Origin of the sequence: Paenibacillus paludis, from assembly GCF_042610515.1 — a bacterium.
In the GTDB taxonomy this organism is placed as follows: domain Bacteria; phylum Bacillota; class Bacilli; order Paenibacillales; family Paenibacillaceae; genus Paenibacillus_AQ.
Genome location: NZ_JBGJZP010000006.1, coordinates 397,855 through 420,501 on the forward strand (window position 1 = coordinate 397,855; position 22,647 = coordinate 420,501).

Here is a 22,647-nt window from a genome sequence, read left to right on the forward strand (position 1 = left end):
TTATTGGAGGAGCGCTGCTCTATGTTTTTGGTCCATGGCTGCTCGCTTCAGTAGATTGTGGGCAAGCGAAAGCCAACCGACCTCTAGCGTCACTTTTTCTATCCCGCGAAGCAGAAAACGCCGGAAGCCCCGGTTATTTTTTAGTTGTCCAAATACACTTTCTGGCTCCGTCATTCGACGTACAACTAAGGCGTAGCCCTCTTCACTCCGCAACCGTTCCCGCGCTTGGTTCTGGTATCGCAGCCGTTCCAGACTGACGACCACCTCCCGATTTCCTGCCGCTTTCGTGCAACGCTCCTTTAGGGGGCAGCCGTCACAGGAGCTGCTTCGGTAATGACGTCTACGAATTTCATAGCCGCTCTCTAAGGTCTCCTTGCTTTCCCTGTGGAAATGCAGCATTTTCCCACATGGGCACGTCCAGTTATCTTCGGCTGCATCGTATGTCCAGTTCTCGATTTTACCAACATTCGTTTTCCAGGCCTTGCTCTTTTCCTTGTGGTAGCTGCCGTACTTCACCACCGCCTGAATCTCTTTCTTTTCCAGATAGGCGTAGTTTTCTTCGCTGCCGTAGCCTGCATCCGCAATGACTGTCTTTGGCAGTTTTCCGAGGATCTGCTGCGCTTTTTCCATATGCGGCTCTAAACAGCGGGTGTCGGTCGGTCTTTGGTGTAAACTGTAGGCTAAAATAAATTGGTTTTCGGTCCCGATTTGCACATTGTATCCCGGTTTCAGCTGGCCATTTCGCATGTGGTCTTCTTTCATCCGCATAAACGTTGCATCTGGATCTGTCTTGCTGAAACTGTTCCGGTCACCAAGCAGCTTTTGGTATTGTTCGTACTTCAGCAGTCGGGGAAGCAAATCCTTGCGCAGCTTCCGAACAGCCTTTTTCAAGGGCTTGTCTTTCGGTTTTTGGGCCAGCTGAGCTTCGAGCTTTTGCACCACCTGTTCAAGTTTCACGCTGCTCACTTCGGAATCTGTGCCGAGTTCAGCCAGATCTTTACCTGGATTCTCTTGTTCTTCCTGCTCTTCTGCCGTTTCAATGTCAGCGAACAGGGCATGTACCTTATCCTGCAGTGTGGCTTTGTGTTTACTGACGGCTTTCCCCCAAACAAACGTGTAGCGATTGGCGTTCGCCTCGATTTTGGTTCCGTCCACAAAGTAATGCTCGAGGGAAACGTATTTTTCGTCAGCCAGAAACTGAAGCACGGCGGTAAATACGGTTTCGAGAACGTTCTTCATCCGCTGGGAACGAAATCGATTCAACGTCCGAAAGTCTGGCCGCTGCCGACCGGCGAGCCACATGAAGGGGATGTTCTCCCGAATGGATTTGGCGATTTGGCGAGAGGAATAGATGCGCTGCGTGTAGGCGTAAATAATGACTTTGGTCAGCATTTTAGGATGGTAGCTGTCACGGCCACCACCCGGGTAGGCCGCGTCAAAAATGCCGTCGTCCAGCCGGTTAACGGCGGCGTTGACGATACGAACGAGGTGATGTTCTGGAATATCTTCCTCCAGATCCATTGGCAAGCAAAGTTGGTCCATGGTATATTGAATGTACAAAAGAAACCTCTCCTTTGAAATGGTTGTGTGGTAACTCCATTTTACCAAAGGATGGTTTCTTTTTTTTGCGTTTTTTAAAGATTGTAGGTCCAATTCCCGCTTAAACAGCGGAGAGGACGGAACGATTGTGGAAAAGCGGAAGCGGTCGCCTTTGTCCCCGGATTTTCACCGCTAAGGAGAATAAATAAAATCTGGGGACAACAGCGATTGGAACAACGGTCCGTTCGCGGAGCGTCCACCCAAAAAGCTTACGTATCTCCTACGTTAAAAAAGGGCTGACCCAAGCAGCCATTTCATGGCTTTTGGGTCAGCCCCTTTTGCTATGTTGTGGTTTTTTTTTGAATCCAGAAAAGACCTGACAATGGCTGTGCACCTATCCGAGTTTGCCTTAATAAGATGTTGTGAAGCTGCATAATTTTAGGGAGGTAGACAACGGATGAAGAAGAAACGGCCTACAATAAAGAAGACAAGAACAGGCTCAACTCAGGCACAGAGACACGTACATGAATTTGAAGGGAGCACTAAACTGGCTGAAGAAGGTGCAGATCGGCACAACCACCGGTTCGCAGGTGTTACAGGGCAAGCGATTCGGGCAGGAGCAAGTCATGTCCACGAGATTGATTTGGAAAGAACTGATTTCTTGAATCATTTTCATAATTTGAAGAAGATTAGAACAGGGCCAGCTATTTCAGTAGGTAACGGCAAACACGTCCATTTTGTTACGGGTCAAACTACTTTAAGTGATGGTCACGTACACAAGTTCAATTTCGCAACATTGATTCAAGCGCCTCTCGTATAAATCGGATTAATATGGAATTATGTAGTCTAAATGGAAAAGGATAGGCTCTTAGAGCTTGTCCTTTTTTGGTTTACGGCTGCCGGACAAACTTCCTCCGTTGCTAGCGAGACTGGATTGTGAGATTATAGGGAAGTATAAATTTGAGATGGAATAGAGGCAGGCGAAAAATGCTTAAAACGATCTTTAAAAATTATCCTTTGTGGTTCATGATTATTTGGGGTTGTGTAATGATTGGGTTTGTTGTGTTGTTTATAACGGGCATTAACCTGTCGCTAATGATGGCAGGGCTCATGATCCTATATATTGCAAACACAATTCGTGCCTGGAAAAATGAACGGATTATGGGCGTTATTTCTTTGGTGCTGGTTGTTGTATTTGCAGCAGCAACATACGTAACATTCATGGCGGATAAATAAACCAGACCGGCTGAATGCACAATAACACATTTCCATTTCACCCAAGCAGTGAAGGGCATTCTGCATATTCTATGCTGTACTCACTTTTGAAGGAGGAATGGGAAATGGGTTCATGTGGATGCGGAGAAAATCAAGGTTATGTTGGCGGTATGGGCACATCGACTGCGGCAATTCTGGTATTGTTCATTTTGCTCGTAATTATTACCAAATCATTCTGGCTGTAACTTCTGCTTATCCAGCTTCCTAAGTTACACACACACACAAATGCAGCGGCTGCCAAGAGTATTGTTTCTGCTCAGGCTTCCGCTGCTTTATTGTTTACCGGTTTATCCGCCGGATCTCTCATAGGGCAGGTTCAAGGTATCGAAACTGTAGGTTACCTGCTGGGACTTTACTTCCGTAGCCTTATGAAAAGTAAAGGTGCTTTCACACACCACGCAGGCCAGTACTACAGCTTCCGCGGTATCTGCAACTAATTTAAGCTGGAACTTCTTTTTTTTGAACTCCTGATTGAACAGCCGGTCTACATACAGCAGGCTTTCTTCATAATGAATTGTAAAATGCCAGCCCATTGGCGGAAAGCAGTACACCCCCGCGAAGTGTCTATATTGTTCATAGTCCGCGGTGTCCGCAAGTTCCGGTTTGACTATTATGGAGGTCGCCCCAGTGTACAGAATGCTTCTCAGGCCCTTTACAAGGCGGGCTACAGGGCTGGCATCGTTGTTGCTGAGTACAATTACGGTGAAATCTCCGGATATGTATCGCTGCAGGGTACAGGTGTATCCATAAATATTCCCGTCCATAAACATTTCTTCTACAGGCTCGCCCTTTACACAACAGCCATATCCCGCCGAAGCCTCCAGGTACCACAAATATCCGTAAGGAGTAAGCATACGGTCATAGGCTTCCTTGCTTATTACTGTGCCGCTGCCCAGCGCCTGGATCCATGTGAACAAATCGGCCGCAGTGGAATAGAGAAATCCGCTTCCAAAGGCACCAGACATATCGTAATATTCTGCACAGACTACGCCTTCACCCGAGCAGGAATACCCGTATGCCTTATTGGTGAGAATCTCCTCATTGCAGCTTATTCCGGTATGCTTAAGTCCGAGCGGAGCAAATAAAAATTTCTCGTAATAAGCGCCGATCTCCATGCCCGACACAATCTCAACGATTCTGGCGAGGAAGACAAAATTCGAGTTGCTCTTCTGCGCTTGCTGTCCAGGTTCACCTTGCAAGAGTTCGTGGTTTAACCACTCCCGAATGCTTTCAGCAGAAAGCCGGTCTCTTGGACTATATTGGCTCAGCTCTGTGTAATCCGGTATCCCCGAGGTGGAGGACAGTAAATGATGAATGGTGATGCGGTCTCCGTGTCTATAGCCGGGAAAATAAGTTTCCATGGGCTCGTTCAGGCGAAGCTTCTGCCGGTCATACAGCTGCATTACAGCCGCTGCCGTGAACAGCTTAGTGATGCTGCCTATATTATAAATAGTGGAGGGTGTATTCGGCATGGCATACTCATGATTTCCGTATCCATATCCCTTCTCCAATAAAATATGATCTCCCTGGGCAACCAGCACGGTTCCGCTAAAACGTTCCGCATCCTCCCAGGTTTGCATGTATTGTTCGAGCCTGAACTGAATGTTGGTCATGTCTAGCCTCCTAATTCCTGTATTGCTCTATTGTATAAGACATGACAATAGCTGAATTGTAAAAAACGGACAGGCTTAGTTCAAGCTTTTGATATATTCGCTGGGAAGCAGCCCGCAGATGCTTTGAAATTCATGTATGAAATGAGCCTGATCATAATATCCGGTCTGCAGTGCTGCATCGGTCAATTTTCTGCCTTCCATCCTGTTCAGCATCCCGAGAACGCTTTGAAAGCGCATGATGCGCGTAAAGGTTTTGGTGCTTACGCCGGTGCGTTCATAGAAGATTCTCCTCAGCTGCCGTTCACTGATGCATTCTCTTCGGGCGAGCTCCTTGACCGTGAGAATCCCCTGAGCCTGCCAGATATGGACAAGGGCGTTCTGAAAAAGATCATCCCCGGCCGGAGAGTCATTTAATCTGGAAAGAAGACTGCGGTCGGTCAGAAGTATGAAGTGTTCCATGGAAGCGGCAGTCTGCAAATGGCCGGTCAACTCCGTCTGGAGTTGTTTCCATATCTCGCTTAGGTCAAGGATTTGGTTCGTGAATAAATCGGCCGGTTCTCTCAAGAAAGCCTGCAGCCCTCCCGGATAAAATCGGATTCCAAAAGTGTGCAAGCGGTCATACGCCAGATCCACATAAAGTGACCGGTCCAACGTGCCAACGATCATGCCATGAAGGGTTGCCCTATCTTTTCCTATCTGGAATACGATATCGATGCAGCCGTCGGGGGCAATCATTTCCTTCCTGCCGGATATGGAAATTGGGCTTTGGGAGTCTTGGGAACTGCGGATGGTAGACAGCCAGTAACAGTATACATATTTATGTAATTTAACACTTGGCCTCCATTCGTTATATTTACCGGGCAAGTTAAGAACGGAGGAGCGGGCTTGAACTGGGACAAAGGGGGAGCTCATCAAATGTCCTCCTAATCTGAAAGATCATAAAAGGTATATGTTTGTCAGGGTCTGATCGCCAGCCCCCAAAGAGTTACAAAGACAAAATTATAGAACTTGTATATGTTCAACTTTATATTATAGCAAATATAATCTCCAGCCTATAAAGAAAGAGGCGGCAGCGAATCGTTTGGTGAGTAATTGACATTCAGGGTACATGGATCGCATTTTACCTTGGTGTATTAGTGATTGAAGAATATATTGGGATAAAGGAGGAAGTCCGATGTTTTATGACCAGGCACCGTATAAAGTCAAAGTGGAATGGGGGCAAAGAGGAGCGCGGGCCGCGTCTGAACGCGGGGACATTGTGATCATAGTTGATGTGCTCAGCTTCTCTTCTACGGTAGTGACTGCGGTTCAGCACAAGGCTAATGTCTTTCCGTATCCCCCGCCAATCAATGAGAATGCCAAAGCATATGCCAGAGCCAACAGTGCGGAAATCGTCTGGGGAAGAGCGGAGGCGATCAGAGAAGGAGGGCATTCCCTGTCTCCATTGTCGTTTAGTTCTGCTGATTTTGGCCGTGACTTTGTATTATGTTCATTAAATGGTGCTGCTTGTACGTGGATTGCTTCACAGGTGCCGGCGCTGCTCATCGGATGTTTCCTTAATGCGTCTGCCGTGGCTGAGGTTGCTAACCGTTTAATGCAGCAACTGCAGGCAAATATCACTGTGGTCCCCTGCGGCGAAAGGTGGTCCGATGTTAGGGAGGGTGAAAATAATTTGCGTCCAGGCATTGAAGATTATTTAGGTGCAGGTCTGATTCTTTCCCAATTAACCGGCAGCAAATCTCCTGAGGCTGAGGTCTGTATTGGAGCTTTGAAGTACTCCAGCAAAACCATCAGGGAGCTTATATGGGATTGTGCGAGTGCCCGTGAACTCCGTGAGCGCGGGTATGAAGACGATGTGACCTATTGCTGCCAGGTGAATATTAGCAGTGCTGTGCCCATCCTTCAAGACACCCGTTTTATAAATGCTAAGGATCTTATTTCATAGACCAGATTTCCCCATTGGATGAAGTCCAAGTTCTATCGCCGATAGTAATATTCCATGAGTAGCTTGCGGATTTCTGATCCAAGGAGGCCTTCCAGGATAAACCGTTCCATTCTCCCTCAGGTCTATCCATGATGGGGGTCCAATGACGTCCATTGTCTTGCGTTGCATAGAAGAGTAGAGAGGTTTCAGTCTGGCCTTCCTCGTTCAGCAGCCCGATTTCATTCAGTAGGACGATTCCATAATTTGTAGAGGTGAAAAATATAGGAGATGCAGGGTTAAACTGAACGGCAGCGTATTTGGGAGGCACTTCAAGCTGCTCTTTGGCCCAGTGAATTCCGCCATCGGTTGTCTTATATAGTCCAATATCGCCTTGTCGTGGAGAATGGATCGTAATCCAGCCGGTGTCCTTCGTCTTAAACTTGAGGTCTCCAATGGGGCCGCTTGGCAAAGTGCCGCTTAAGGAATCGCTCAGCTTATGCCAGGATATGCCTCTGTCATTGCTCATATAGATACGGTTATCTGCCTGATACATTCCTGAACCTGCTGAAGTTGCCTTCCAGCTGTACCCAGCTTCCAAAGTATATTGGAATGTACGGATGTTATTATCTTCATCTATGTTACCGGCTTGCGGACTGTATGCGAACATAAGCTGGATTACGGACATAAGAACCCAGAGTGTTTTCATGGAAATCCCCTCCTCCTCCCATAGTAAAGGAATAAATTGGGAGATAGGTTACAGAGAGATGAAAGAAAGGTTAATTTCCTTTTATGAAACTTTTTGGATTTGGAAGCGTTTTATTGAGTATACACAGAAAAAGGAGATGGAGAATATGTCTGAGCAAAAGAAAATTCAGGAGCTTGAGCGCCGGATAGCTACGCTGGAGAATCAAGGCGGGCATCCACCCGGCAATGACCCCGGAAAAATATTGCGCAGGGTAATATGGGGGATTCTGATCGTGTTTTTCCTGCTGACGGCAATAGGCGTAATGCAGTTTGTGAGCGCAGGCTAGCCAGAGTGTTCATTCGTTCTTCTCATGAACGAGCAGTGTAGTGCAGACAAGCGCTATCAGGATGAAGAAGGATACATGCTGCAGCAGATAGATGGTAGTGCCGGAAAAGATTCAGTTCATCTTCAGCGGGATTTCATAAGGGCTTAAGCTAACGGGATTATAGTAAACACATACCCCCCTTATTAATAGATATGGACCCTGCCGGACGCCGGCGGGGTCACTTTTTTGTTCATGGGTTCCCCTAATCTTCTTCCTTCGGTTCTTGCAGCAGAATGGAGAAGGTCTGGGTTTCATGATCGACCTCAATGGTCTCAATGCCAACGAAATCCGGGATATCAGGATGCACGGCATCCACGCTGTAATCCGGATGGGTCATTAATAACTGGATGACTTGAATGGCGTCCATTTCGCTCCCCCTTGCGGGTAAATTCACCCTATACATAAGGTCTCTGCATTTCATTATGCATAGGTTTATTATCCCCGCAGCGTTTACCGAATATGTCGGTGGATTAAATTTCTGTCTTCGTTCCTTTCCATCACAGCCATCAATTGCCCCTGGAACACTCGTCTCTGAATTTGGTCAATCCGCTGCATGGCCAGCTCAGCAGGAACCTGAAAGGTTGAAGCGATATATTGGACGGCATCTTCACGGAGTTCAGGCAACATTCTGGCGGAAATCATGGAGTAGGGCATCGCCGCATAAAGGATAAAACGCTCGGATTCATCCTCCTGTGCCTGTGTGAACTGTTCGGGCATCAGCGTGTGGTTACCGGCATGGCGAAGCAAATGGCAGAGCTCATGGAGGAACTCGAGACGCTGCAGTTCGGGTGGAAGGCGGCTGTCAATAAACATGCTGTACATGCCTGCAGAGGCTTCAATGCTCTTGCTTCTTACATCCAGATAATGAATCCAGATATTCAGCCGCTCCGATATGTACTCAATGGAGATTTGCGACGGCTGTTGCACGTTCAACCGCTGATATAAATCTTCAGTCCATTTCTCCAGGGCGGTCATTTGATAGTAGGATTGCATGGGAATCACCTCGATATAGGATCGTATGTTCGTATTAATGGCCAAAAGAAAAGCCCAAAGGGCTCAAGGATAACCGGAACTCATGTTCTTATGTATGTAAGCATAAATCAATCAAACTACAATATCAAGTGTTTTTCCCAAATTGGGGTGTGGGCTCTGCTGGAGCATTTGGACCAGATTCTGGCTTTCGATCTCAGTCGTTTTTGTGGCAATATTCATGACTTGCAGCCCTGCAGCCTGGTGTAGGGACGCCTGACTCATCGCCATTGATAATGCAGCAATGTCCATGTTGCACCTCCTGAAAGTTTTTTGAAGCTTTACTACTTTAGATGCTGCGTCACAAAAAACTCGCTTCGGAAGCATGCGCTAAGTTTTGTGAGCAATGCTTCCTGAAAGTTCTTCGTACAAAACTCACATCGAAAGCATACGCTAAGTTTTTTGAAGCTTCACAGCTTTGAATTTACATACTGTATATCGACAATGACGGGCCGATACTTTAGGTGAATGACATTTCTTTGCCGTTTGGCCCATACGGTAAATCAGGCTTTGACATATTCTGTGCTGTATTCAATATTCACGAGGAGGAATTAATTAATGGGTGTAGATTATGGTTGCGGTTGCGGTAATAACGTTGGTGGAGTAAACCAAGGTCCTCCGGCAGTTATGCCGGTAGTAAGTCCATGGACATCGACAACCTCCATTCTGGTTCTCTTTATTCTTCTGGTAATTATTACAAAAGCCTGTATATTCTAAATCAGACTCAATCGAATGCTGCCCCGTCAGGCATATGCCAGATGGGGCTATTTCTTTTTTTTACGGGCTGTGGGTCCAATCTGACGTTTGATTCTTCCCGTGGTTTCGTCGACTTCAATGATATAAAGTTCTTTTACCGTGCCTGCAAGTGCAAACCATTCCTTGAAGGCTTCTTCCTCAGACATGGGCCCGTAAAGCCTTTTTCCCCGATAACAAATATAGAACACCTTGGCTCTCCGCGCGTGGAATATTATCCCACTTTATATTACGCCTAATTCACGGAAGATTGCATAAAGAACATTTGTTCGCATATAATACATACAAATATTCCTGGGCTTTCTAAAGGAGGCGGTTTACATGAGTGCAAAAGAATTGGAGAAGCTGATCGGGCAGGTTATTGAGATCATATATGAGGACAAGTCGGGGAACATCACCCAGCGCAGAATTGAGGTTCATGGGATTAAAGGCGGGCTGCTCCGGGCCACTTGTCTGACCACGGGCGGTCCAAGGGTATTCCGGACAGCAAACATCCTTGCCTGGCGTCAGGCAAAGGCCCGTTATGCTGGATGATACAGCGCGCAAGCTGTTGAGGATCATGTACCATTTCAGCAACCACTTCCGGAGGATGCCTACACTGCCTGAGCTTGCAAGGCTCAGCGGGCGGACACCGGCGGGAATCTATTCCGGATTTCGCGAGCTGGTGCTGGAGGGTCATATCCAATGGCAGCTGCCACAGCCTATAGAATCGGCGGTTATTTTGGTGGCCTGGGAAACTCCCGAGCCTGGGGCGCATACTTCGATCAGCGGCCACTGGAAGGACTGAGGGAATCTGCGTAGCGCTATGTACACAAAGAAACGGATACCTTCCGGGAGGACGGTATCCGTTTCTTTGTTATTTGAACATGAATTCTACCTTTGTTCCATCGGCAAAATCCTCCAGCTGATTGCCTACCCAGCTTCCTGCCCCGCGGTTATCGCTTGGCGTTATGTATTCAATGTCGGCTCCGGCGCCGCCTTCGTCACACATGGCCATCGGCCATTCATCACGGTCGTAGCCTTTTTTGGTCGGCACCCCTTTTAAGGATTCCTTGCGGTTCGCTTCGGCTTCCCCACGGTTGATGGTGCAGATCGCCGATTCCCCGCTGCTGATTGCCTCCTGGATATGTCCGGCTGTCTCCGGGTAACGATCCGCCGGGAATTCGAGCTGGACCACCTCGGAGGCTTCCGAAGAAGGCGTCGTGACGTTCTGGCCAATATCTTCAAACCAGTAAGCCGCCAGGACCAACAGTGCAATGATGATAAGACTGGGGATGAATTTCTTCTTTTTCACATCTGCTCCTCCTAAAAGTTTTGTGAGCATAGCTTCATGGATTCGGTTCGTACAAAACTGGCATCGGAAGCATAGGCTTAAGTTTTGTGAGCATAGCTTCATGATTCAGGTTCGTACAAAACTAGTATCACAAGCATAGGCTTAATTAGTATAGCGTAAATTCAGTGTCCTTTAGTATACTAAGTTAGGAAAATAAAGGGGGGACAGGGAGATGGGAAAAGAGATTTCAATTGAAGACCAGACGCTTATCGCCTCTGCGGTGGAGATTATCAAGAAACGGTATGAGTGGGAGCGGCATCATGTCAGTGCGGCCCTGCGCACCAAGACGGGAGAGATCTTCACGGCGGTTCACCTCGAGGCCAGCCTCTCCCGTGTTACTGTGTGCGCGGAAGCGATGGTGATCGGCAAGGCAATTTCCGAGGGGTACAAGGAGTTCGATACCATCGTTGCGGTGAGGCACCCGGACCCGGACAGCGAGGACAGAGAGATCAAGGTTGTCTCACCTTGCGGCATGTGCCGGGAGCTGATCGCTGACTATGGCAAGGATTGCAAGGTCATTCTAATCGAGGATGACAATCTGACCAAGGTCGATATTATTGATTTGCTGCCTTTGCGGTATGCAAGGTAGGAGGCAGCCGTCCCGGCATTATACATACGTCTAGAGTCGATGAGATCGGCAGGCCATGCAATGGGGATATTAACCCAGGTTGGAGACAAAAACCAAGAGCCTTCGGGCTCTTTTTTTGCTAGCAGATGCAGCATGCGGCTATATGGTGAAATGAGAAGTAAAAGTGCATTTGAATTCGCCGCATGCGGGCTATATGGTGAAATGAGAAGTAAAAGTGCATTTGAATTCGCTGTATGTGGTCAATTTGGTGAAATGTGAGGTAAAAGTGCATTTGACTGCACCACATGTATGGCTACATGAGAGGCAGTACACCAATCTGACTGCTGCCGCGTCAATTGGCGGAACTCCTAATAAAGTATCATACTTTATTTCGTCCTGATCTTTCCGCATAAATGGCTCCGTCCCTGGAAACGGAGAGCGGAGCCGTTTCTTTGTGGGAACCGATAATTTTGTCCGTTTGTTGTCCATCCGCCGCCACTTTGTCCCAAACCTTGTCATAACATGGTATAAAACCAAGGGAGGGTGAACAAGGATGGAACAGCGTATACTCCGGGATATGCTCGATTCGGCTTCAAGGCTGGTGAATGACGCCCAGTGGCAGGCAGCATTCAGCAGTCTGCTTAGAACTCCGGCGGACACCGAACTGGCTCTTCCGGCCTTGAAGGTGCTGAATACGTTATATTCGCTGCAAGGCACAGCAATCCTCAGCGGGCAGCATGATTATCTGGAGAGTCCGGATGAATTCAGCAACAAGCTGAAGAATACCTGCGGACAATATGCCGCGCTCCACGGCTATGAGCTGGGTGCGATTAACAATCAGACAGAGACAGTTATAGAGAGCCAGCGTCAGGCGGTGGTGGACAGTGCAGTGCGCTGGCATAAGGCGGGCGGAATTGTGACGATGAGCTACCATGCCCATTTACCGGGTACGGCTCCGGCCTGGTCCAATGTCTCTATGAGTCTTAGCGAAGGTGATTTTGCCAAATACCTCACTCCCGGCACCGCTCAATACAATGCGTTAATGAAGGATCTGGACAAGACGGCCCTTTCTTTAAAAAAACTGAGGGATGCCGGTGTGCCTGTGTTGTGGAGACCGTACCATGAAATGAACGGCGGATGGTTCTGGTGGGGGCAAAAACGCCGCTTTACCGAGCTTTGGAACCTTATGTTCGAACGGTATACGGTTTATAATAAGCTGCATAATCTGCTCTGGGTGTGGAGCCCGAATGCCAAAAATCAGTGGTGTGACGAGCCTGCGGGTTATTATCCCGGTGCGGGAAGAGTGGATGTGCTGGCGCTGGATATTTATGAGGGTGATTTCAAAAAGAGTCACCACGACACCCTTTGGGATCTGGGGCGGGGCAAGCTGATAGCCATTGGGGAGAACGGGCAGCTGCCGTCCCCGGCCCTGCTGGCAGGTTCGCAGAATAAATGGTCGTACCAGATGACCTGGGGCAAATTGCTGTACGAGAATAACAGCGATGTGGTTATTAAGTCTTTTATGAAGGACAGCTTTGTACTCACGCGGTCAGAGTATACGGTCAAGGCTGCGGAACCAGTCTCGGCGCCTCCGGCAACTTCGTTGCCAGGACTTCGGGGAGAGTATTACAATAATGCGTCACTTAGCGGCACTCCGGCGCTGGTCCGCACCGATGCCAATATTAATTTCATCTGGAAGCAGGGTGCTCCCGATCCGGCGGTTCCGGCCAATTTATTCTCAGTGCGCTGGAGCGGCAGGCTGAAGGCGGGTTACAGCGAGGGCTATACGATTTACACTTCCTCGGACGACGGCATCCGGGTGTGGATTGACGGAGTGCTGGTGATTGACAGCTGGATGAAGCAAAGCGGACAGGAGCGCAAGGGCAGCATCGGCCTGATTGCCAGCAAGCTGCATGAGCTGAAGGTGGAGTATTATGAGAACCAGGGCGATGCGAAGGCGGTGTTAATGTGGGAAAGCTCCAGCCAGCCTAAAGGTGTTATTCCGGCCGGAGCGTTGTATCTTCCGTAACGGGCTGCCGCAACAACTTAGATTTGCTCGCGGTAGCTGATGTTGTTGGCAATTTTTTCGTTGCGGACAGCGCCTCGGAGCACATCCTTCACAGACTGCACCTTGCGGATTTTCCGGAACAAAAGCTGTGGTGATGAAGGGTCATCGGAGAACACAGTAAGCGTTCCGATTCCAAGCAGACGGTCCGGAATGGACTGGGCTACAGAGAAATCATTTACCCGCAGCAGTTCAACTTCTTCGAGATCCTTGCCGATAAGTCCGGTCTTGACCATAATCCGCTGACTGGTGATCGTGTAGGTAGTTGTGTTAAGGCCTATGAGGCCTTTGAGGCGGTCGGAAATGCCGGCGGGTTTGCCCTCCCACAGCTCGACTTCCGGACCTGAGCCGGAGCCGGACATTCCTTTAGCTGACGTTTGGTGCGGTGCCGCTGGAACCGTTCCATCGACAGGCGCTCCGCATTTTCCGCAAAATTTGGCACTCTGCTTGTTTTCCGCGCCACAGGCTGTGCAATAAGCCATAAGGGATCTTCCTCTCTTATTCTGGATGAAATGATTATAGTATACCATTAGATTTCCGGTCACGGCCGGAGATCTTTTACCCATGAATACGCTTAATTTTAGGAAAATGTTTCATTCGGGGTCATTTTACAATATTTTCATTTGCACTTTGCAAAAGCCGCCATTATTCTGTTAAGTGGAGGGATTCAAAAATGAGAAAAGCTTTACTGACAGGATTACTTATGGTGGTGGTTATCCTCAGCGCCTGCAGCAATAATAGTTCAGCCCCTGCTTCAGAGGAAGAAGCGCAGGAGACCGTACAAAACTTCTACGATAAGATGTCAAAATTCGATGAAAAGGGCAAGTCTTCCCTGGATAATTTCAACACTACTTTAACCTCTTATTCGACAGGAAAAGCCTCGGACAAGGAGCTGGAGAAAGCGGTTGATCAATTCCAGGATGCGACATCGGAAATTGCCGATGAGGTGGGGGATGTGAAGATTTCCAAAAGCCTGCCTGAAGAGGTTCAAAAACTACTGAGTGAATCAATGATCGCTTTTAAAAGCGCGTACTCCATTAAAGAGCAAGCCTCGAAAAGCGCCGTTTCTCCCGACGTTACGGCCGATGAGTTCAATGCAATGAACCAGCAGGCGGATGTGGCGATGCTGTATGGCATTTCCAAGCTGAACGAAGCAAGGGCTGCCGTAGGGCTGATCGAAGACGAGATCGGTACAGAAGCTGCGGGGACTGCGGATGCGGAGTCTGGTACAGCAGTGGGCAGTACGGACGTAAAGCTGGCTCCGACGACAGAGAATAGCACAAATTCCGGGACATCCACCGTTACCGGGGGCAAATAAGGAATACCCACAATTAAAGTTGAGGTCCGTCCTTACACAAAATGGTAAAAGGCGCTTCACAGCTGCAGGCTGTGTGCGCCTTTTTGTTTGTTATTTGGAACGGAGCAGCCGTTTTTTCCATTTACGATATATAGAATTATACACCTATTTTGTGGAAAACAGGCACTTCCCTCTGTCATTTATTTCTGGTTGATTAATAAGCGGAACTGCGGATATAATACAAACATACGTTCGTGTTATGAAAAGTATAAGTAATGCATTAACATCGGGAAGGGGAATGGCAATGACACTCGGCAAGAAGCTGAAAGGCAATGGCCTGTGGGAGAGCAGCCGGATGATGCTACCGGAGCATAAGAGCCGGATTATAAGAGATGAACGGGAAACGTTGCGCACGATTAAGCCGATTCTGGATGAACAGAAGCTGGAGGAGATCGAGTGTACGCTGGCTCTGTCGCTGCGGGCGCATGTCCGTGTGACGGTTGTTCTGTTTGATCCTTTTGAGCGCAAGCTGCTGAGCGGCTTTGTGACCTCCATTCACACCCACTCGCGCGAATTCAAGCTGCAGTGGGCGGAGGAATGGAAATGGGTCAACGTGGACGATATTTTGGAGGTATACATCGTTTGATGATCGGTTGCCGGAATGCATGCGGATTATATTTTTTTGTAGGAGAAGACCATCATCAAGACCTCTATCTTTTGAATGATGCCCATATACCACATCAACATGTACAGGACATTGAACAGATTAGGGGGAACAACAACGGTGAGGCTGGCGGATGCAACGGCAAACGTAATTCCCACAATGAGCGAAAGTATCCCGGCGTACTGAGCGTGTACGAATAAATTGAACAAGGTCCCGGAGAAAAATAAGGCAAGCAGCAGCATATACATGATTATTTTACTGAAATAGTATTTATTCTTATAGGCTACAGTGGCGTAAATATTGGCCTCTTGCTTGTGAAACCCGCTGCTTGACAGAATAAACAGAGGCATTAGGAGGCCAGCCGGAATCCTATCGCATGCAAGCTGTCTGTGGACGGGAAATACTGGGCAGCAAGCAAAGGGAGCACCAGCAGCATTAGCTTTTCAGATCCCCTGAAGGCAATCCTCAGTTCGTAAGGGATGATGCTGATGAATTGGGCCTTAAAAGGTTTTGGGCCGGGGCCGTATAGGCTGGATTCACCGGTACTAGAGATTTCGCCAGTTTCCGGGCTGAGATGCGTTTGGCTTTTGCCGGTTTGACCCGGGCACGGGAGGTTCCGAAGATCCTTTCATAGCTTGTTAAGGCAACGAGCAGATGCATAAATATAAACGCAACCAGCACGATAACGATCCGGCTGATCACAATTTTGATCTCCCAAGTCATGGTGTACATCTGAAAAGTGTTGTTATAATCGCCGATCGTCTCAAAAAAGGAAATGGAAGGATCATTTGGACGGGTCAGTGCAAAGTACTGCCTGAACTGGCTGAATACATTCTTAACGATAAACTGCAGACCGGTAACATCGAAGTACGGATTGATCTCTGTTTTGTTCGCACCGGCGAATACGATGGAGAGATAGGTATAGGACAGGATAAACAACATCAGATTGCCGAGATTTCTGCGCAACGGGGGGAGTAGCTCCATGCAAACCGTCACGCTGGATAATACATAGATAAAGGGTAAAATCAGCAGTACAAAAGGCATTATATAGGAAAGAGGCTCAATCGCATAACTTTCCCCCCCTGCTGAGCTGCATGATCAGAGCCATGACTTCAACGGCCAGGGCAACCAGCGCAAGGTAGAGGGAATTTGCCAAACGTTTGGATTCCGCATATTGATGCACATTTAGGGGAGAGGTAGTATAGTACATCTCCAGTTGCAGCGTAACATCTCTTCCGATGGAGTTTCGGATCAGGAAGATACCCCCGAATAGCAGCAGACAGTTAAAAAACAACACCACCAGCAGACCCATCCATACGGAGTTATAGGTCCCTCTGTAGTGCCCGTCAAGGAGACTGTTTTTAATAACGGTGGTTAGGCTGCCGGTAGTATCATTCGCCGGAAAGTAATAATAGTACAGCACGCAAACACTACGATTGTCCACAGAAAGCTTGCTCTTCGTATGCGTTCCTTCACCAGGACCAGAGATACAGACAGGAGATTTAAGGCGGAGGCGGTTCTTGTCATGCTGGTGATTCTCCTTTGATCTTATCCTGGTGAATGAGATAGAGGTAGACATCCTCAAGGGTGGGATAGACCGGCTCGGCCCCGGCGCTTGGCGGTGTTGACGAAAGGACACGGGCCTCAATTCCGTCGCTTGATCTACTGCTGCTGCTGCATATGTATTTGTCCTGAAGGGTAGCAAGCCCGCTGTAATCCACGTTCATCTTCCATACCAGGCCTTCTACAGGTTCTGTTAATTGGTTCACGGCTCCAGCCGCCAGTATTCTGCCTTGCTTCATGATAATAATGCTTCTTGCCACTGCTTCAATATCGGACACAATATGGGTGGAGTAGATCACGGTTGCGTCTTGCGCGGCCTTGGTAATGAGATTCTTCAAATTTACCCGTTCGTCGGGATCGAGTCCCACCGAGGGTTCATCCAGCAGCAGAAACTTGGGATTGTTAAGCAAGCCTGGGCAATGCCGATCCGCTGCCTCATTCCGCCGGAGTAGCTGGCGATATGCTGGTCACCGACCTCATTCAAGTTAAGCACACTTAACAGCTCTTGTATTCTGCCCGCTGCATGCCTCTTGGATAATCCTTTTAGAGCGGCAACATACATCAGGAATTCTCGGCCTGACAAGGCCGGGAACAGTCCAAAGGTTTGCGGCAAATAGCCGATCCTGCTTTTATACTCGTTCTGAATCGTGTTGATATCCACACCGTTGCAGTAGACAGTTCCGCTTGTCGGCTTTTTGGCCATGGTCAGAATATTCATCAAGGTGGACTTGCCTGCTCCGTTTCGTCCCAGCAGACCGTAAACCCCTTCGTGAAATTCCAAATGTACCGGATACAGTGCATGACTGTTATTCCGGTACACTTGTTCTACATTATGAATAGTGATGTTCACATTTGCCCCCAAACCCAGTTCGAGTTTTCAAAATACAAAAGGCACTCCTCGTGGAAGTGCCCTGTAAGGTCATGGAAATAATCCCCCTGTGAAGAGTTTCACAAATGGATTTTACCATGTGAATCTATTATTTTCCACATCTGATATGAACTGCTCATCCCGGTGTTTCATTTCAATTTACGCCGGTTGCCTCCGTCTTCTCATAAGCGATCAGGGTAACGGCCTTGTTGCCTGTAATTTGGGCAATTGCCGCTTCGGCCTGGCGGATCACCTCCACGGCATCTTCCTGATCGGCAAGTGCAGCCACCTTGTAGCTATCGCTGTGAATCTCCATTGTGTTATCCCACCCTTCATTGTTATTTTAGCCTTTTTCTGCGGAAATCATCCACCCGGGAGCTTGATCAAGACAGGTATACAAGCAATGCAGCATGAGAAGGCATTTACTATACCAGGGGGTGATTATATGCTGACATTGGATCAGGTTAAGAGTAAATCTGCCGGATCGCTGGGCAAACTTCATCCCGTGCTGCAAGCTGCTGCGGATGAGTTGATCCAGCGGAGCTATGCCAAGGGTGTCCCCATTATCATTACTCAGGGGATGCGCACAATTGCAGAACAGAATGCGCTTTATGCGCAGGGCAGAACCAAGAAGGGACCGATTGTTACGAATGCCCGGGGAGGCAGCAGTTATCATAATTACGGATTGGCCATTGATTTTGCGCTGCTGCTGCCGGATGGCAACAACGTGTCCTGGGATATGAACCGGGACGGAGACAGCGATAAGGTCCCAGATTGGCAGGAAGTGGCTGAGGTAGCTAAACAGCTGGGGTTTGAATGGGGCGGCGATTGGACTTCCTTTAAAGACTATCCCCATCTGCAGATGACCTTCGGACTTACAACCGCTCAGCTACTGGCCGGAAAGCGTCCGACCGAACAACAGGTGCAAGAGGCTTTGGCTAAGATCAGCGCAAACGAACCGGCAGAGGAACAAGGGATCACCATCATGCTGAACGGGCGTAAGCTCACAACCGGGCTTGTAGAGAACGGGACAACGTATGCGCCTGTGCGGGCAGTTGCGGAAGCGCTTGGCGCCAAGGTAACTTATGATGCCGCAAGCAAGACCGTCAACCTCGTTAAGGAATAACTTGTATGAATAGATGCCGCACCTTGTGGGGAAATTATCAGCGACAAACCATGAAGGGGGCATAACAACTTGAAGAAGCTGATCACAAGCCTTGCATGCGGTACAGTATTATCGATGAGTTTGCTTGGAGCCGGTAACGCAGCGAATGCTGCAGGAACGGCCGGGATGGGCTCGGCCGTTCCTGATACGGGAATGAACGGACTGAAGACAGAGAACAGAACAGAGAATAGAACAGGCAACACCATGGGCAACATGGGGACCAGAACCGGAGCCCCTATGCTTAACCAGGAAGACAATACCCTGATGAACCGGACTACAGGAACGACACACAGGAACGATTCGATCATGAACGATAGGATCCGTACAGGAACAAACGACACCTTGACACAATATCCGGATACCTCGCGTGGCACCAAATACCGGGCGACCAGCACCACTACAGCTGCCACAACCAACGGCAGAGGCTCCAACTGGGGCTGGCTAGGACTCATAGGACTGCTGGGGCTGGCCGGTATGCGCAGCAGAAGCGGTGAACGTGATCGCCAATAGCATCCGTACGCTTGAACTTGACCCGTCCCGGCTCCGGCCGGGATGTTTTTTTGCAAATAAAATTTTTGGGATTTTGATTGCGTGTTTGCGGGATACGTGATATTATATTTCTTGTCGCGTTACAACGCACATTTCATGCCGGGGTGGCGGAACAGGCAGACGCACAGGACTTAAAATCCTGCGGTACGTGAGTACCGTACGGGTTCGACCCCCGTCCTCGGCATCAATAGCAACAGTGAAAGGCGCATTCAAGTGAATGCGCCTTTTCTTTGCACGTAAGTTAGAAAAAGTAATGTAATTAAAGAATCGAATTAAGCATGTGTTGAAATCTGTAGTTCATGCAAATAGATGGAGCGCTCAAGAATGGCTTGAAGCGACAACTGAGTGTCCTCATACAGGAAATCAGCTTTCTGCTGTTCCTCGGGCAGAGCGTTCCTAAGTTGCTGAAAGCACTGATCGCTTTCCAGTAAAAGCACTTTATAGTTAGAATCGGTGTCCAACAGTTCACGGTACATCGCTTCAACCCGTATGCGAATCAATGGATCAGATAAAGCTTCTAAAGATTCAAACAAACAGGACACCTCCAAGTTTTTTAACCTCGTGGAGTTAATTGCGAAGCTAAATTTTAACTCTATAAGGTCAATTGGCTGTCTGCAATTATCATACATAAAAGTTGGAGGGGAACATTTTGTTGAAAAGCAATTTAAGAGTTCTAATGGCTAAACATCGCATAGACGACATCACCGAATTAATGGAGAAATCGGGTCTTAGCCGAAATTCAATTAATAAGCTGTACAGAGAAGCCCACCTGGAGACTATTAAGCTGGAGACGCTATTTAAACTTTGTGATATGTTTCAATGCAAGCTGTCAGACTTAATTGAGTATGTGCCAGAAGAATAGATGGTTATTGAAGGAGCACTCGGGAGAGTGCTTTTATTTTTGTCGGATAAATGTTCTTCAAATAGATCTTATATTGATAAATTCAAGAAACTGCATTTGAAGTCGTGCCAAACGTAAGCGTCTAATAAATAACCAACGGCTGTTCCTGCACCGGGGAATATTGCTGTGCCAAGTGCTGCTCCTCCTCCTCCAATTAGTGCACCCGCTGTGGTCAGCACTGACTTCCCGGTAGTTTAAATTACTGTATCCATGTTCCTCACCTCCTTTCAGGGACTAACGCATAAACGGGAAGAGCTGCCGCTCTCCCCGTTGTACTGGTAACTCTATTTTGTTTGCTTTTCAGTATTTTGAAGATGCATTAAACAGTCGAACTAACTTAAAGAGATACCCGATCAAGTAAAACGGAGTTACCGCCAACCAATAAATAGAGACAAAGATGATTTTGTAAACGATATAATTAGAGATTGTTGTAAACACAGTGATGTTATGTTGGAAGCATCAATTTTCTGGAAGCGTTCTTTCATAATGATAATAAGATGTATCTAGTATTCTACCTATTTATATTCACCAGCCCAGAAAACCTTACATACAAGGTAGTTGATAAGGAATTTTATACCATTTGCATACAAAACAGCCTAATAATGATCAAATATTCTAAAATAGATTTTGTAAGCATCAACAGTCTTTGTTTTGTGACAAAATTCACTTTGTTTCATCTAATCTTGATAATGATCTTATGGTTCCTAAGGACCATTAGTACATTATAAAAAAATTAAGAGGAGATGCTAGTATGTTGGAACTTATGAATCGCGTTGTATTAGAGAAATCGGTTAGCTGTACTCTTATTGACTTTGAAGAGTGTCAATTCTGTGACGGCGAGAAAAATGACAATGATCTCTGCAACGTTTGCGATGGCCAATGGTATGACGTCGTAGACTAAATCCTTTGAAACGCTCCTTTATTTGATAATAGAGGAGCGTTCTCTCTATGTATATCACCTGAAGGAGGATGAGATGAAGATGAGTATGATTGCCCCTGAACGGATTTTACATTTTGTAGATCACAAAATTTACAAAGAAGGCGAATCAACGTACATTTATGTATGCAGCAATAACAGATTGTATAGGGCTGATAACATGGTGATGCAACTGTTGAGTTATAAGGGTAAATCGGTGGCCGAGGCTAAACGGAGTCTGGAGGGAGTACTGTCGGAAGACCAGATGAATACACTTATTGAAACTCTGGCTCAGGATGGATCTATTGAAGAGAAGTCTAGTGAACCGGTGACAACAGCCCGGGCGGAAGGTAACCTGCGCATGATTTCTCTTTTGCTTGTACAAGGCTGTAACCTGAGATGCACATATTGCTACGGTGAGGATGGCCAGTATAGTGACAGCGGTATCATGGAGTTGGAAACTGCAAAGCGTTCCGTAGATTTAATGATGCAGGAGACTCAGGCAGATGAGGTTACCGTTTGCTTCTTCGGCGGCGAACCGCTGTTGAATTTCAAGCTGATAAAGGAAGTTGTGGAATATTGCCGGGAAGTAGAGAAGAGAACGAATAAGATTATCAGGTTTACGATGACAACAAATGGTACCTTGATCAGCCCGAAAATCGAAGAATTCATTATCAACAATCGAATTAGTGTTCAACTGAGTGTTGATGGGGACAAGGAAACCCAGAATGCCAACAGATTCTACAGTAACAGGCGGGGTACATATGATGTAATTATAAAAAGAACTCAGAAGCTGCGCGAAAAAGGGCTGTTAAGCGTGCGTGCGACTGTTACCCCGTTTAATTTTGACCTGATCTCTATTTTTAATCATTTGGACTCGCTTAATTTCCGGCAAATCGTATTGTCGCCTGCATTCAATATGTTGTCGCCGGAGGATTACGTACGCTTAGCGGATGCTTATATTGCATTCTTCCTCTACCTGGAGAAGAAACTTAAAGAAGGGGACTACCGGCAGGTGCTGAAGAACAAGCTGTTCAAACAAGAACTGGCCAAGATCAATAATTCTACGATGAGAACAAAGGCGTGCGGGGTTGCAAGAAATCTGGCCGCTATTGATATACACGGCAGTCTCTATCCTTGCCAACGTTTTGTATCCAGGAAGGAAAGCGTTCTGGGTGATGTGCAGCACGGGTATCAGACCAAAGAAGATTTTTTGCGTAGCCTAAGCGCCGCAAACAATAATAAATGCAGTAATTGTTTCGCCAGAAACCTGTGTGTTACGGGTTGTCCGCACAGCAATGTAGAAGAAACAGGCGATATGAATACTCCCAGCGAGGATTATTGTGAATACACGCGGAGGATTCAAGATACGATGATTCATATCTATCTGCGGTTAAGTGACACCGATAAGCAAGTGTTGTTTCCTTCTGAGCAGACTATTAATTAAGCGGCTGCAGGCCGGTTGTATGACCATAGGTTGTCTTTCGTTAAGCGTGGATCCGTGTAATCCCTTTTACACAATGGGTCCACCTATTTACTTTTTAAGGGATGATGA

33 protein-coding genes and 1 tRNA gene are annotated in these 22,647 nt (G+C 47.5%); 17 read left to right on the forward strand and 17 right to left on the reverse strand.

The genetic code is table 11. The annotated features are described in order from the left end of the window. Window positions 1-1,560, reverse strand: a complete 1,560-nt coding sequence (locus ACAN56_RS14725; RefSeq protein WP_379143720.1) for an IS1182 family transposase — start codon at window positions 1,558-1,560, stop codon at window positions 1-3. A 436-nt stretch (window positions 1,561-1,996) separates the two neighbouring features. Between ACAN56_RS14725 and ACAN56_RS14730 the strand changes: the two genes are divergently transcribed. The 3 genes from ACAN56_RS14730 (at window position 1,997) to ACAN56_RS14740 (ending at window position 2,999) form a co-directional block, all read left to right on the forward strand. Continuing rightward, window positions 1,997-2,359, forward strand: coding sequence for a YmaF family protein (locus tag ACAN56_RS14730; RefSeq protein ID WP_038595322.1), 363 nt, complete (start codon window positions 1,997-1,999; stop codon window positions 2,357-2,359). A gap of 167 nt (window positions 2,360-2,526) precedes the next feature. Further along, the gene (locus ACAN56_RS14735; protein ID WP_038595321.1) at window positions 2,527-2,775 is read left to right on the forward strand and encodes a hypothetical protein; all 249 of its coding nucleotides are present in this window, start codon (window positions 2,527-2,529) and stop codon (window positions 2,773-2,775) included. A 104-nt stretch (window positions 2,776-2,879) separates the two neighbouring features. Then, the gene (locus ACAN56_RS14740; RefSeq protein WP_081965922.1) at window positions 2,880-2,999 is read left to right on the forward strand and encodes a YjcZ family sporulation protein; all 120 of its coding nucleotides are present in this window, start codon (window positions 2,880-2,882) and stop codon (window positions 2,997-2,999) included. 102 nt (window positions 3,000-3,101) lie between these two features. Here the strand turns inward: ACAN56_RS14740 and ACAN56_RS14745 are convergent, their stop codons facing one another. Beyond that, a complete protein-coding gene (locus ACAN56_RS14745) occupies window positions 3,102-4,427 on the reverse strand; it encodes a serine hydrolase domain-containing protein (protein ID WP_379143723.1) in 1,326 nt (441 codons plus the stop codon). A 75-nt stretch (window positions 4,428-4,502) separates the two neighbouring features. After that, window positions 4,503-5,339: a DUF6597 domain-containing transcriptional factor gene (locus tag ACAN56_RS14750; protein WP_379143725.1), complete on the reverse strand. Its 837-nt coding sequence runs from the start codon at window positions 5,337-5,339 to the stop codon at window positions 4,503-4,505. A 262-nt stretch (window positions 5,340-5,601) separates the two neighbouring features. Here ACAN56_RS14750 and ACAN56_RS14755 point away from each other — a divergent pair, with 262 nt between their 5' ends. Next, window positions 5,602-6,372 (forward strand): 2-phosphosulfolactate phosphatase, encoded by a 771-nt coding sequence (locus ACAN56_RS14755; RefSeq protein ID WP_379143727.1) that lies wholly within the window; start codon window positions 5,602-5,604, stop codon window positions 6,370-6,372. On the opposite strand, the gene ACAN56_RS14760 is transcribed toward ACAN56_RS14755, so the two are convergent. Beyond that, entirely contained in the window at window positions 6,362-7,057 is a 696-nt protein-coding gene (locus ACAN56_RS14760; RefSeq protein WP_379143729.1) for a WD40/YVTN/BNR-like repeat-containing protein, read from the reverse strand. The genes ACAN56_RS14755 and ACAN56_RS14760 overlap by 11 nt on opposite strands. 145 nt (window positions 7,058-7,202) lie before the next feature. On the opposite strand from ACAN56_RS14760, the gene ACAN56_RS14765 reads away from it, so the two are divergent. Then, the gene (locus ACAN56_RS14765) at window positions 7,203-7,382 is read left to right on the forward strand and encodes a hypothetical protein (RefSeq protein ID WP_144024223.1); all 180 of its coding nucleotides are present in this window, start codon (window positions 7,203-7,205) and stop codon (window positions 7,380-7,382) included. 241 nt (window positions 7,383-7,623) lie between these two features. On the opposite strand, the gene ACAN56_RS14770 is transcribed toward ACAN56_RS14765, so the two are convergent. The 3 genes from ACAN56_RS14770 to ACAN56_RS14780 all read right to left on the reverse strand — a co-directional run bounded on the left by ACAN56_RS14770 (window position 7,624) and on the right by ACAN56_RS14780 (window position 8,702). After that, a complete protein-coding gene (locus tag ACAN56_RS14770) occupies window positions 7,624-7,788 on the reverse strand; it encodes a hypothetical protein (RefSeq protein ID WP_156130946.1) in 165 nt (54 codons plus the stop codon). An 83-nt stretch (window positions 7,789-7,871) separates the two neighbouring features. Further along, window positions 7,872-8,414, reverse strand: a complete 543-nt coding sequence (locus tag ACAN56_RS14775; protein ID WP_038595315.1) for an ImmA/IrrE family metallo-endopeptidase — start codon at window positions 8,412-8,414, stop codon at window positions 7,872-7,874. 111 nt (window positions 8,415-8,525) lie between these two features. Beyond that, entirely contained in the window at window positions 8,526-8,702 is a 177-nt protein-coding gene (locus tag ACAN56_RS14780) for a YjfB family protein (RefSeq protein ID WP_379143732.1), read from the reverse strand. A gap of 306 nt (window positions 8,703-9,008) precedes the next feature. Here ACAN56_RS14780 and ACAN56_RS14785 point away from each other — a divergent pair, with 306 nt between their 5' ends. After that, a complete protein-coding gene (locus ACAN56_RS14785) occupies window positions 9,009-9,167 on the forward strand; it encodes a YjcZ family sporulation protein (RefSeq protein WP_379143734.1) in 159 nt (52 codons plus the stop codon). A 47-nt stretch (window positions 9,168-9,214) separates the two neighbouring features. Here ACAN56_RS14785 and ACAN56_RS14790 read toward each other — a convergent pair whose 3' ends face one another. Further along, window positions 9,215-9,352 carry a hypothetical protein gene (locus ACAN56_RS14790; protein WP_156130945.1) on the reverse strand — a complete coding sequence of 46 codons (138 nt, stop codon included), beginning with the start codon at window positions 9,350-9,352 and terminating at the stop codon, window positions 9,215-9,217. A gap of 172 nt (window positions 9,353-9,524) precedes the next feature. On the opposite strand from ACAN56_RS14790, the gene ACAN56_RS14795 reads away from it, so the two are divergent. Then, the gene (locus ACAN56_RS14795; protein WP_340896997.1) at window positions 9,525-9,737 is read left to right on the forward strand and encodes a hypothetical protein; all 213 of its coding nucleotides are present in this window, start codon (window positions 9,525-9,527) and stop codon (window positions 9,735-9,737) included. Beyond that, the gene (locus ACAN56_RS14800) at window positions 9,727-9,990 is read left to right on the forward strand and encodes a hypothetical protein (protein WP_038595313.1); all 264 of its coding nucleotides are present in this window, start codon (window positions 9,727-9,729) and stop codon (window positions 9,988-9,990) included. The genes ACAN56_RS14795 and ACAN56_RS14800 overlap by 11 nt, the downstream gene beginning before the upstream one ends. Before the next feature lie 69 nt (window positions 9,991-10,059). On the opposite strand, the gene ACAN56_RS14805 is transcribed toward ACAN56_RS14800, so the two are convergent. Beyond that, entirely contained in the window at window positions 10,060-10,497 is a 438-nt protein-coding gene (locus tag ACAN56_RS14805) for a NucA/NucB deoxyribonuclease domain-containing protein (protein ID WP_379143737.1), read from the reverse strand. 211 nt (window positions 10,498-10,708) lie between these two features. Here ACAN56_RS14805 and ACAN56_RS14810 point away from each other — a divergent pair, with 211 nt between their 5' ends. Then, the gene (locus ACAN56_RS14810) at window positions 10,709-11,125 is read left to right on the forward strand and encodes a cytidine deaminase (RefSeq protein ID WP_038595311.1); all 417 of its coding nucleotides are present in this window, start codon (window positions 10,709-10,711) and stop codon (window positions 11,123-11,125) included. Between the two features lie 532 nt (window positions 11,126-11,657). Next, entirely contained in the window at window positions 11,658-13,133 is a 1,476-nt protein-coding gene (locus ACAN56_RS14815) for a glycosyl hydrolase (RefSeq protein WP_038595309.1), read from the forward strand. A gap of 17 nt (window positions 13,134-13,150) precedes the next feature. On the opposite strand, the gene ACAN56_RS14820 is transcribed toward ACAN56_RS14815, so the two are convergent. After that, on the reverse strand, window positions 13,151-13,651 hold the full coding sequence (locus ACAN56_RS14820) for a PH domain-containing protein (RefSeq protein WP_038595308.1): 501 nt from the start codon (window positions 13,649-13,651) through the stop codon (window positions 13,151-13,153). 191 nt (window positions 13,652-13,842) lie between these two features. Here ACAN56_RS14820 and ACAN56_RS14825 point away from each other — a divergent pair, with 191 nt between their 5' ends. Both ACAN56_RS14825 and ACAN56_RS14830 read left to right on the forward strand, forming a co-directional pair. Next, window positions 13,843-14,487, forward strand: a complete 645-nt coding sequence (locus tag ACAN56_RS14825; RefSeq protein ID WP_038595307.1) for a hypothetical protein — start codon at window positions 13,843-13,845, stop codon at window positions 14,485-14,487. Between the two features lie 283 nt (window positions 14,488-14,770). Beyond that, window positions 14,771-15,112, forward strand: coding sequence for a YolD-like family protein (locus tag ACAN56_RS14830; protein WP_038595306.1), 342 nt, complete (start codon window positions 14,771-14,773; stop codon window positions 15,110-15,112). Between the two features lie 26 nt (window positions 15,113-15,138). On the opposite strand, the gene ACAN56_RS14835 is transcribed toward ACAN56_RS14830, so the two are convergent. From ACAN56_RS14835 to ACAN56_RS14860, 6 genes are all read right to left on the reverse strand, one after another. Then, the gene (locus ACAN56_RS14835) at window positions 15,139-15,480 is read right to left on the reverse strand and encodes a hypothetical protein (protein WP_379143741.1); all 342 of its coding nucleotides are present in this window, start codon (window positions 15,478-15,480) and stop codon (window positions 15,139-15,141) included. A gap of 115 nt (window positions 15,481-15,595) precedes the next feature. Further along, window positions 15,596-16,096, reverse strand: coding sequence for a hypothetical protein (locus ACAN56_RS14840; protein WP_379143743.1), 501 nt, complete (start codon window positions 16,094-16,096; stop codon window positions 15,596-15,598). A 94-nt stretch (window positions 16,097-16,190) separates the two neighbouring features. Further along, window positions 16,191-16,574 carry a hypothetical protein gene (locus ACAN56_RS14845; RefSeq protein ID WP_379143745.1) on the reverse strand — a complete coding sequence of 128 codons (384 nt, stop codon included), beginning with the start codon at window positions 16,572-16,574 and terminating at the stop codon, window positions 16,191-16,193. Between the two features lie 79 nt (window positions 16,575-16,653). Then, window positions 16,654-17,061 carry a hypothetical protein gene (locus ACAN56_RS14850; protein ID WP_379143747.1) on the reverse strand — a complete coding sequence of 136 codons (408 nt, stop codon included), beginning with the start codon at window positions 17,059-17,061 and terminating at the stop codon, window positions 16,654-16,656. After that, entirely contained in the window at window positions 17,034-17,543 is a 510-nt protein-coding gene (locus tag ACAN56_RS14855) for an ATP-binding cassette domain-containing protein (RefSeq protein ID WP_379143749.1), read from the reverse strand. Before ACAN56_RS14855 ends, ACAN56_RS14850 begins: the two co-directional genes overlap by 28 nt. A 172-nt stretch (window positions 17,544-17,715) precedes the next feature. Then, on the reverse strand, window positions 17,716-17,877 hold the full coding sequence (locus ACAN56_RS14860; protein WP_197073616.1) for a hypothetical protein: 162 nt from the start codon (window positions 17,875-17,877) through the stop codon (window positions 17,716-17,718). Between the two features lie 129 nt (window positions 17,878-18,006). Here ACAN56_RS14860 and ACAN56_RS14865 point away from each other — a divergent pair, with 129 nt between their 5' ends. The 3 genes from ACAN56_RS14865 to ACAN56_RS14875 all read left to right on the forward strand — a co-directional run bounded on the left by ACAN56_RS14865 (window position 18,007) and on the right by ACAN56_RS14875 (window position 19,459). Then, window positions 18,007-18,687: a M15 family metallopeptidase gene (locus ACAN56_RS14865; protein WP_379143752.1), complete on the forward strand. Its 681-nt coding sequence runs from the start codon at window positions 18,007-18,009 to the stop codon at window positions 18,685-18,687. Window positions 18,688-18,756: 69 nt separating this feature from the next. Continuing rightward, window positions 18,757-19,236, forward strand: a complete 480-nt coding sequence (locus ACAN56_RS14870; RefSeq protein WP_379143754.1) for a WGxxGxxG family protein — start codon at window positions 18,757-18,759, stop codon at window positions 19,234-19,236. A 137-nt stretch (window positions 19,237-19,373) separates the two neighbouring features. Further along, a tRNA-Leu gene (locus ACAN56_RS14875) sits at window positions 19,374-19,459 on the forward strand. Window positions 19,460-19,547: 88 nt separating this feature from the next. Here the strand turns inward: ACAN56_RS14875 and ACAN56_RS14880 are convergent. Continuing rightward, a complete protein-coding gene (locus tag ACAN56_RS14880; RefSeq protein ID WP_379143756.1) occupies window positions 19,548-19,808 on the reverse strand; it encodes a hypothetical protein in 261 nt (86 codons plus the stop codon). 116 nt (window positions 19,809-19,924) lie between these two features. Here ACAN56_RS14880 and ACAN56_RS14885 point away from each other — a divergent pair, with 116 nt between their 5' ends. Both ACAN56_RS14885 and papB read left to right on the forward strand, forming a co-directional pair. Beyond that, on the forward strand, window positions 19,925-20,137 hold the full coding sequence (locus ACAN56_RS14885) for a helix-turn-helix domain-containing protein (RefSeq protein WP_038595298.1): 213 nt from the start codon (window positions 19,925-19,927) through the stop codon (window positions 20,135-20,137). A 1,013-nt stretch (window positions 20,138-21,150) separates the two neighbouring features. After that, complete coding sequence (gene papB, locus ACAN56_RS14890; RefSeq protein ID WP_379143758.1) at window positions 21,151-22,539, forward strand: PapB family radical SAM/SPASM ranthipeptide maturase; 1,389 nt, start codon at window positions 21,151-21,153, stop codon at window positions 22,537-22,539. The last annotated feature ends 108 nt before the right edge of the window (window positions 22,540-22,647 follow it).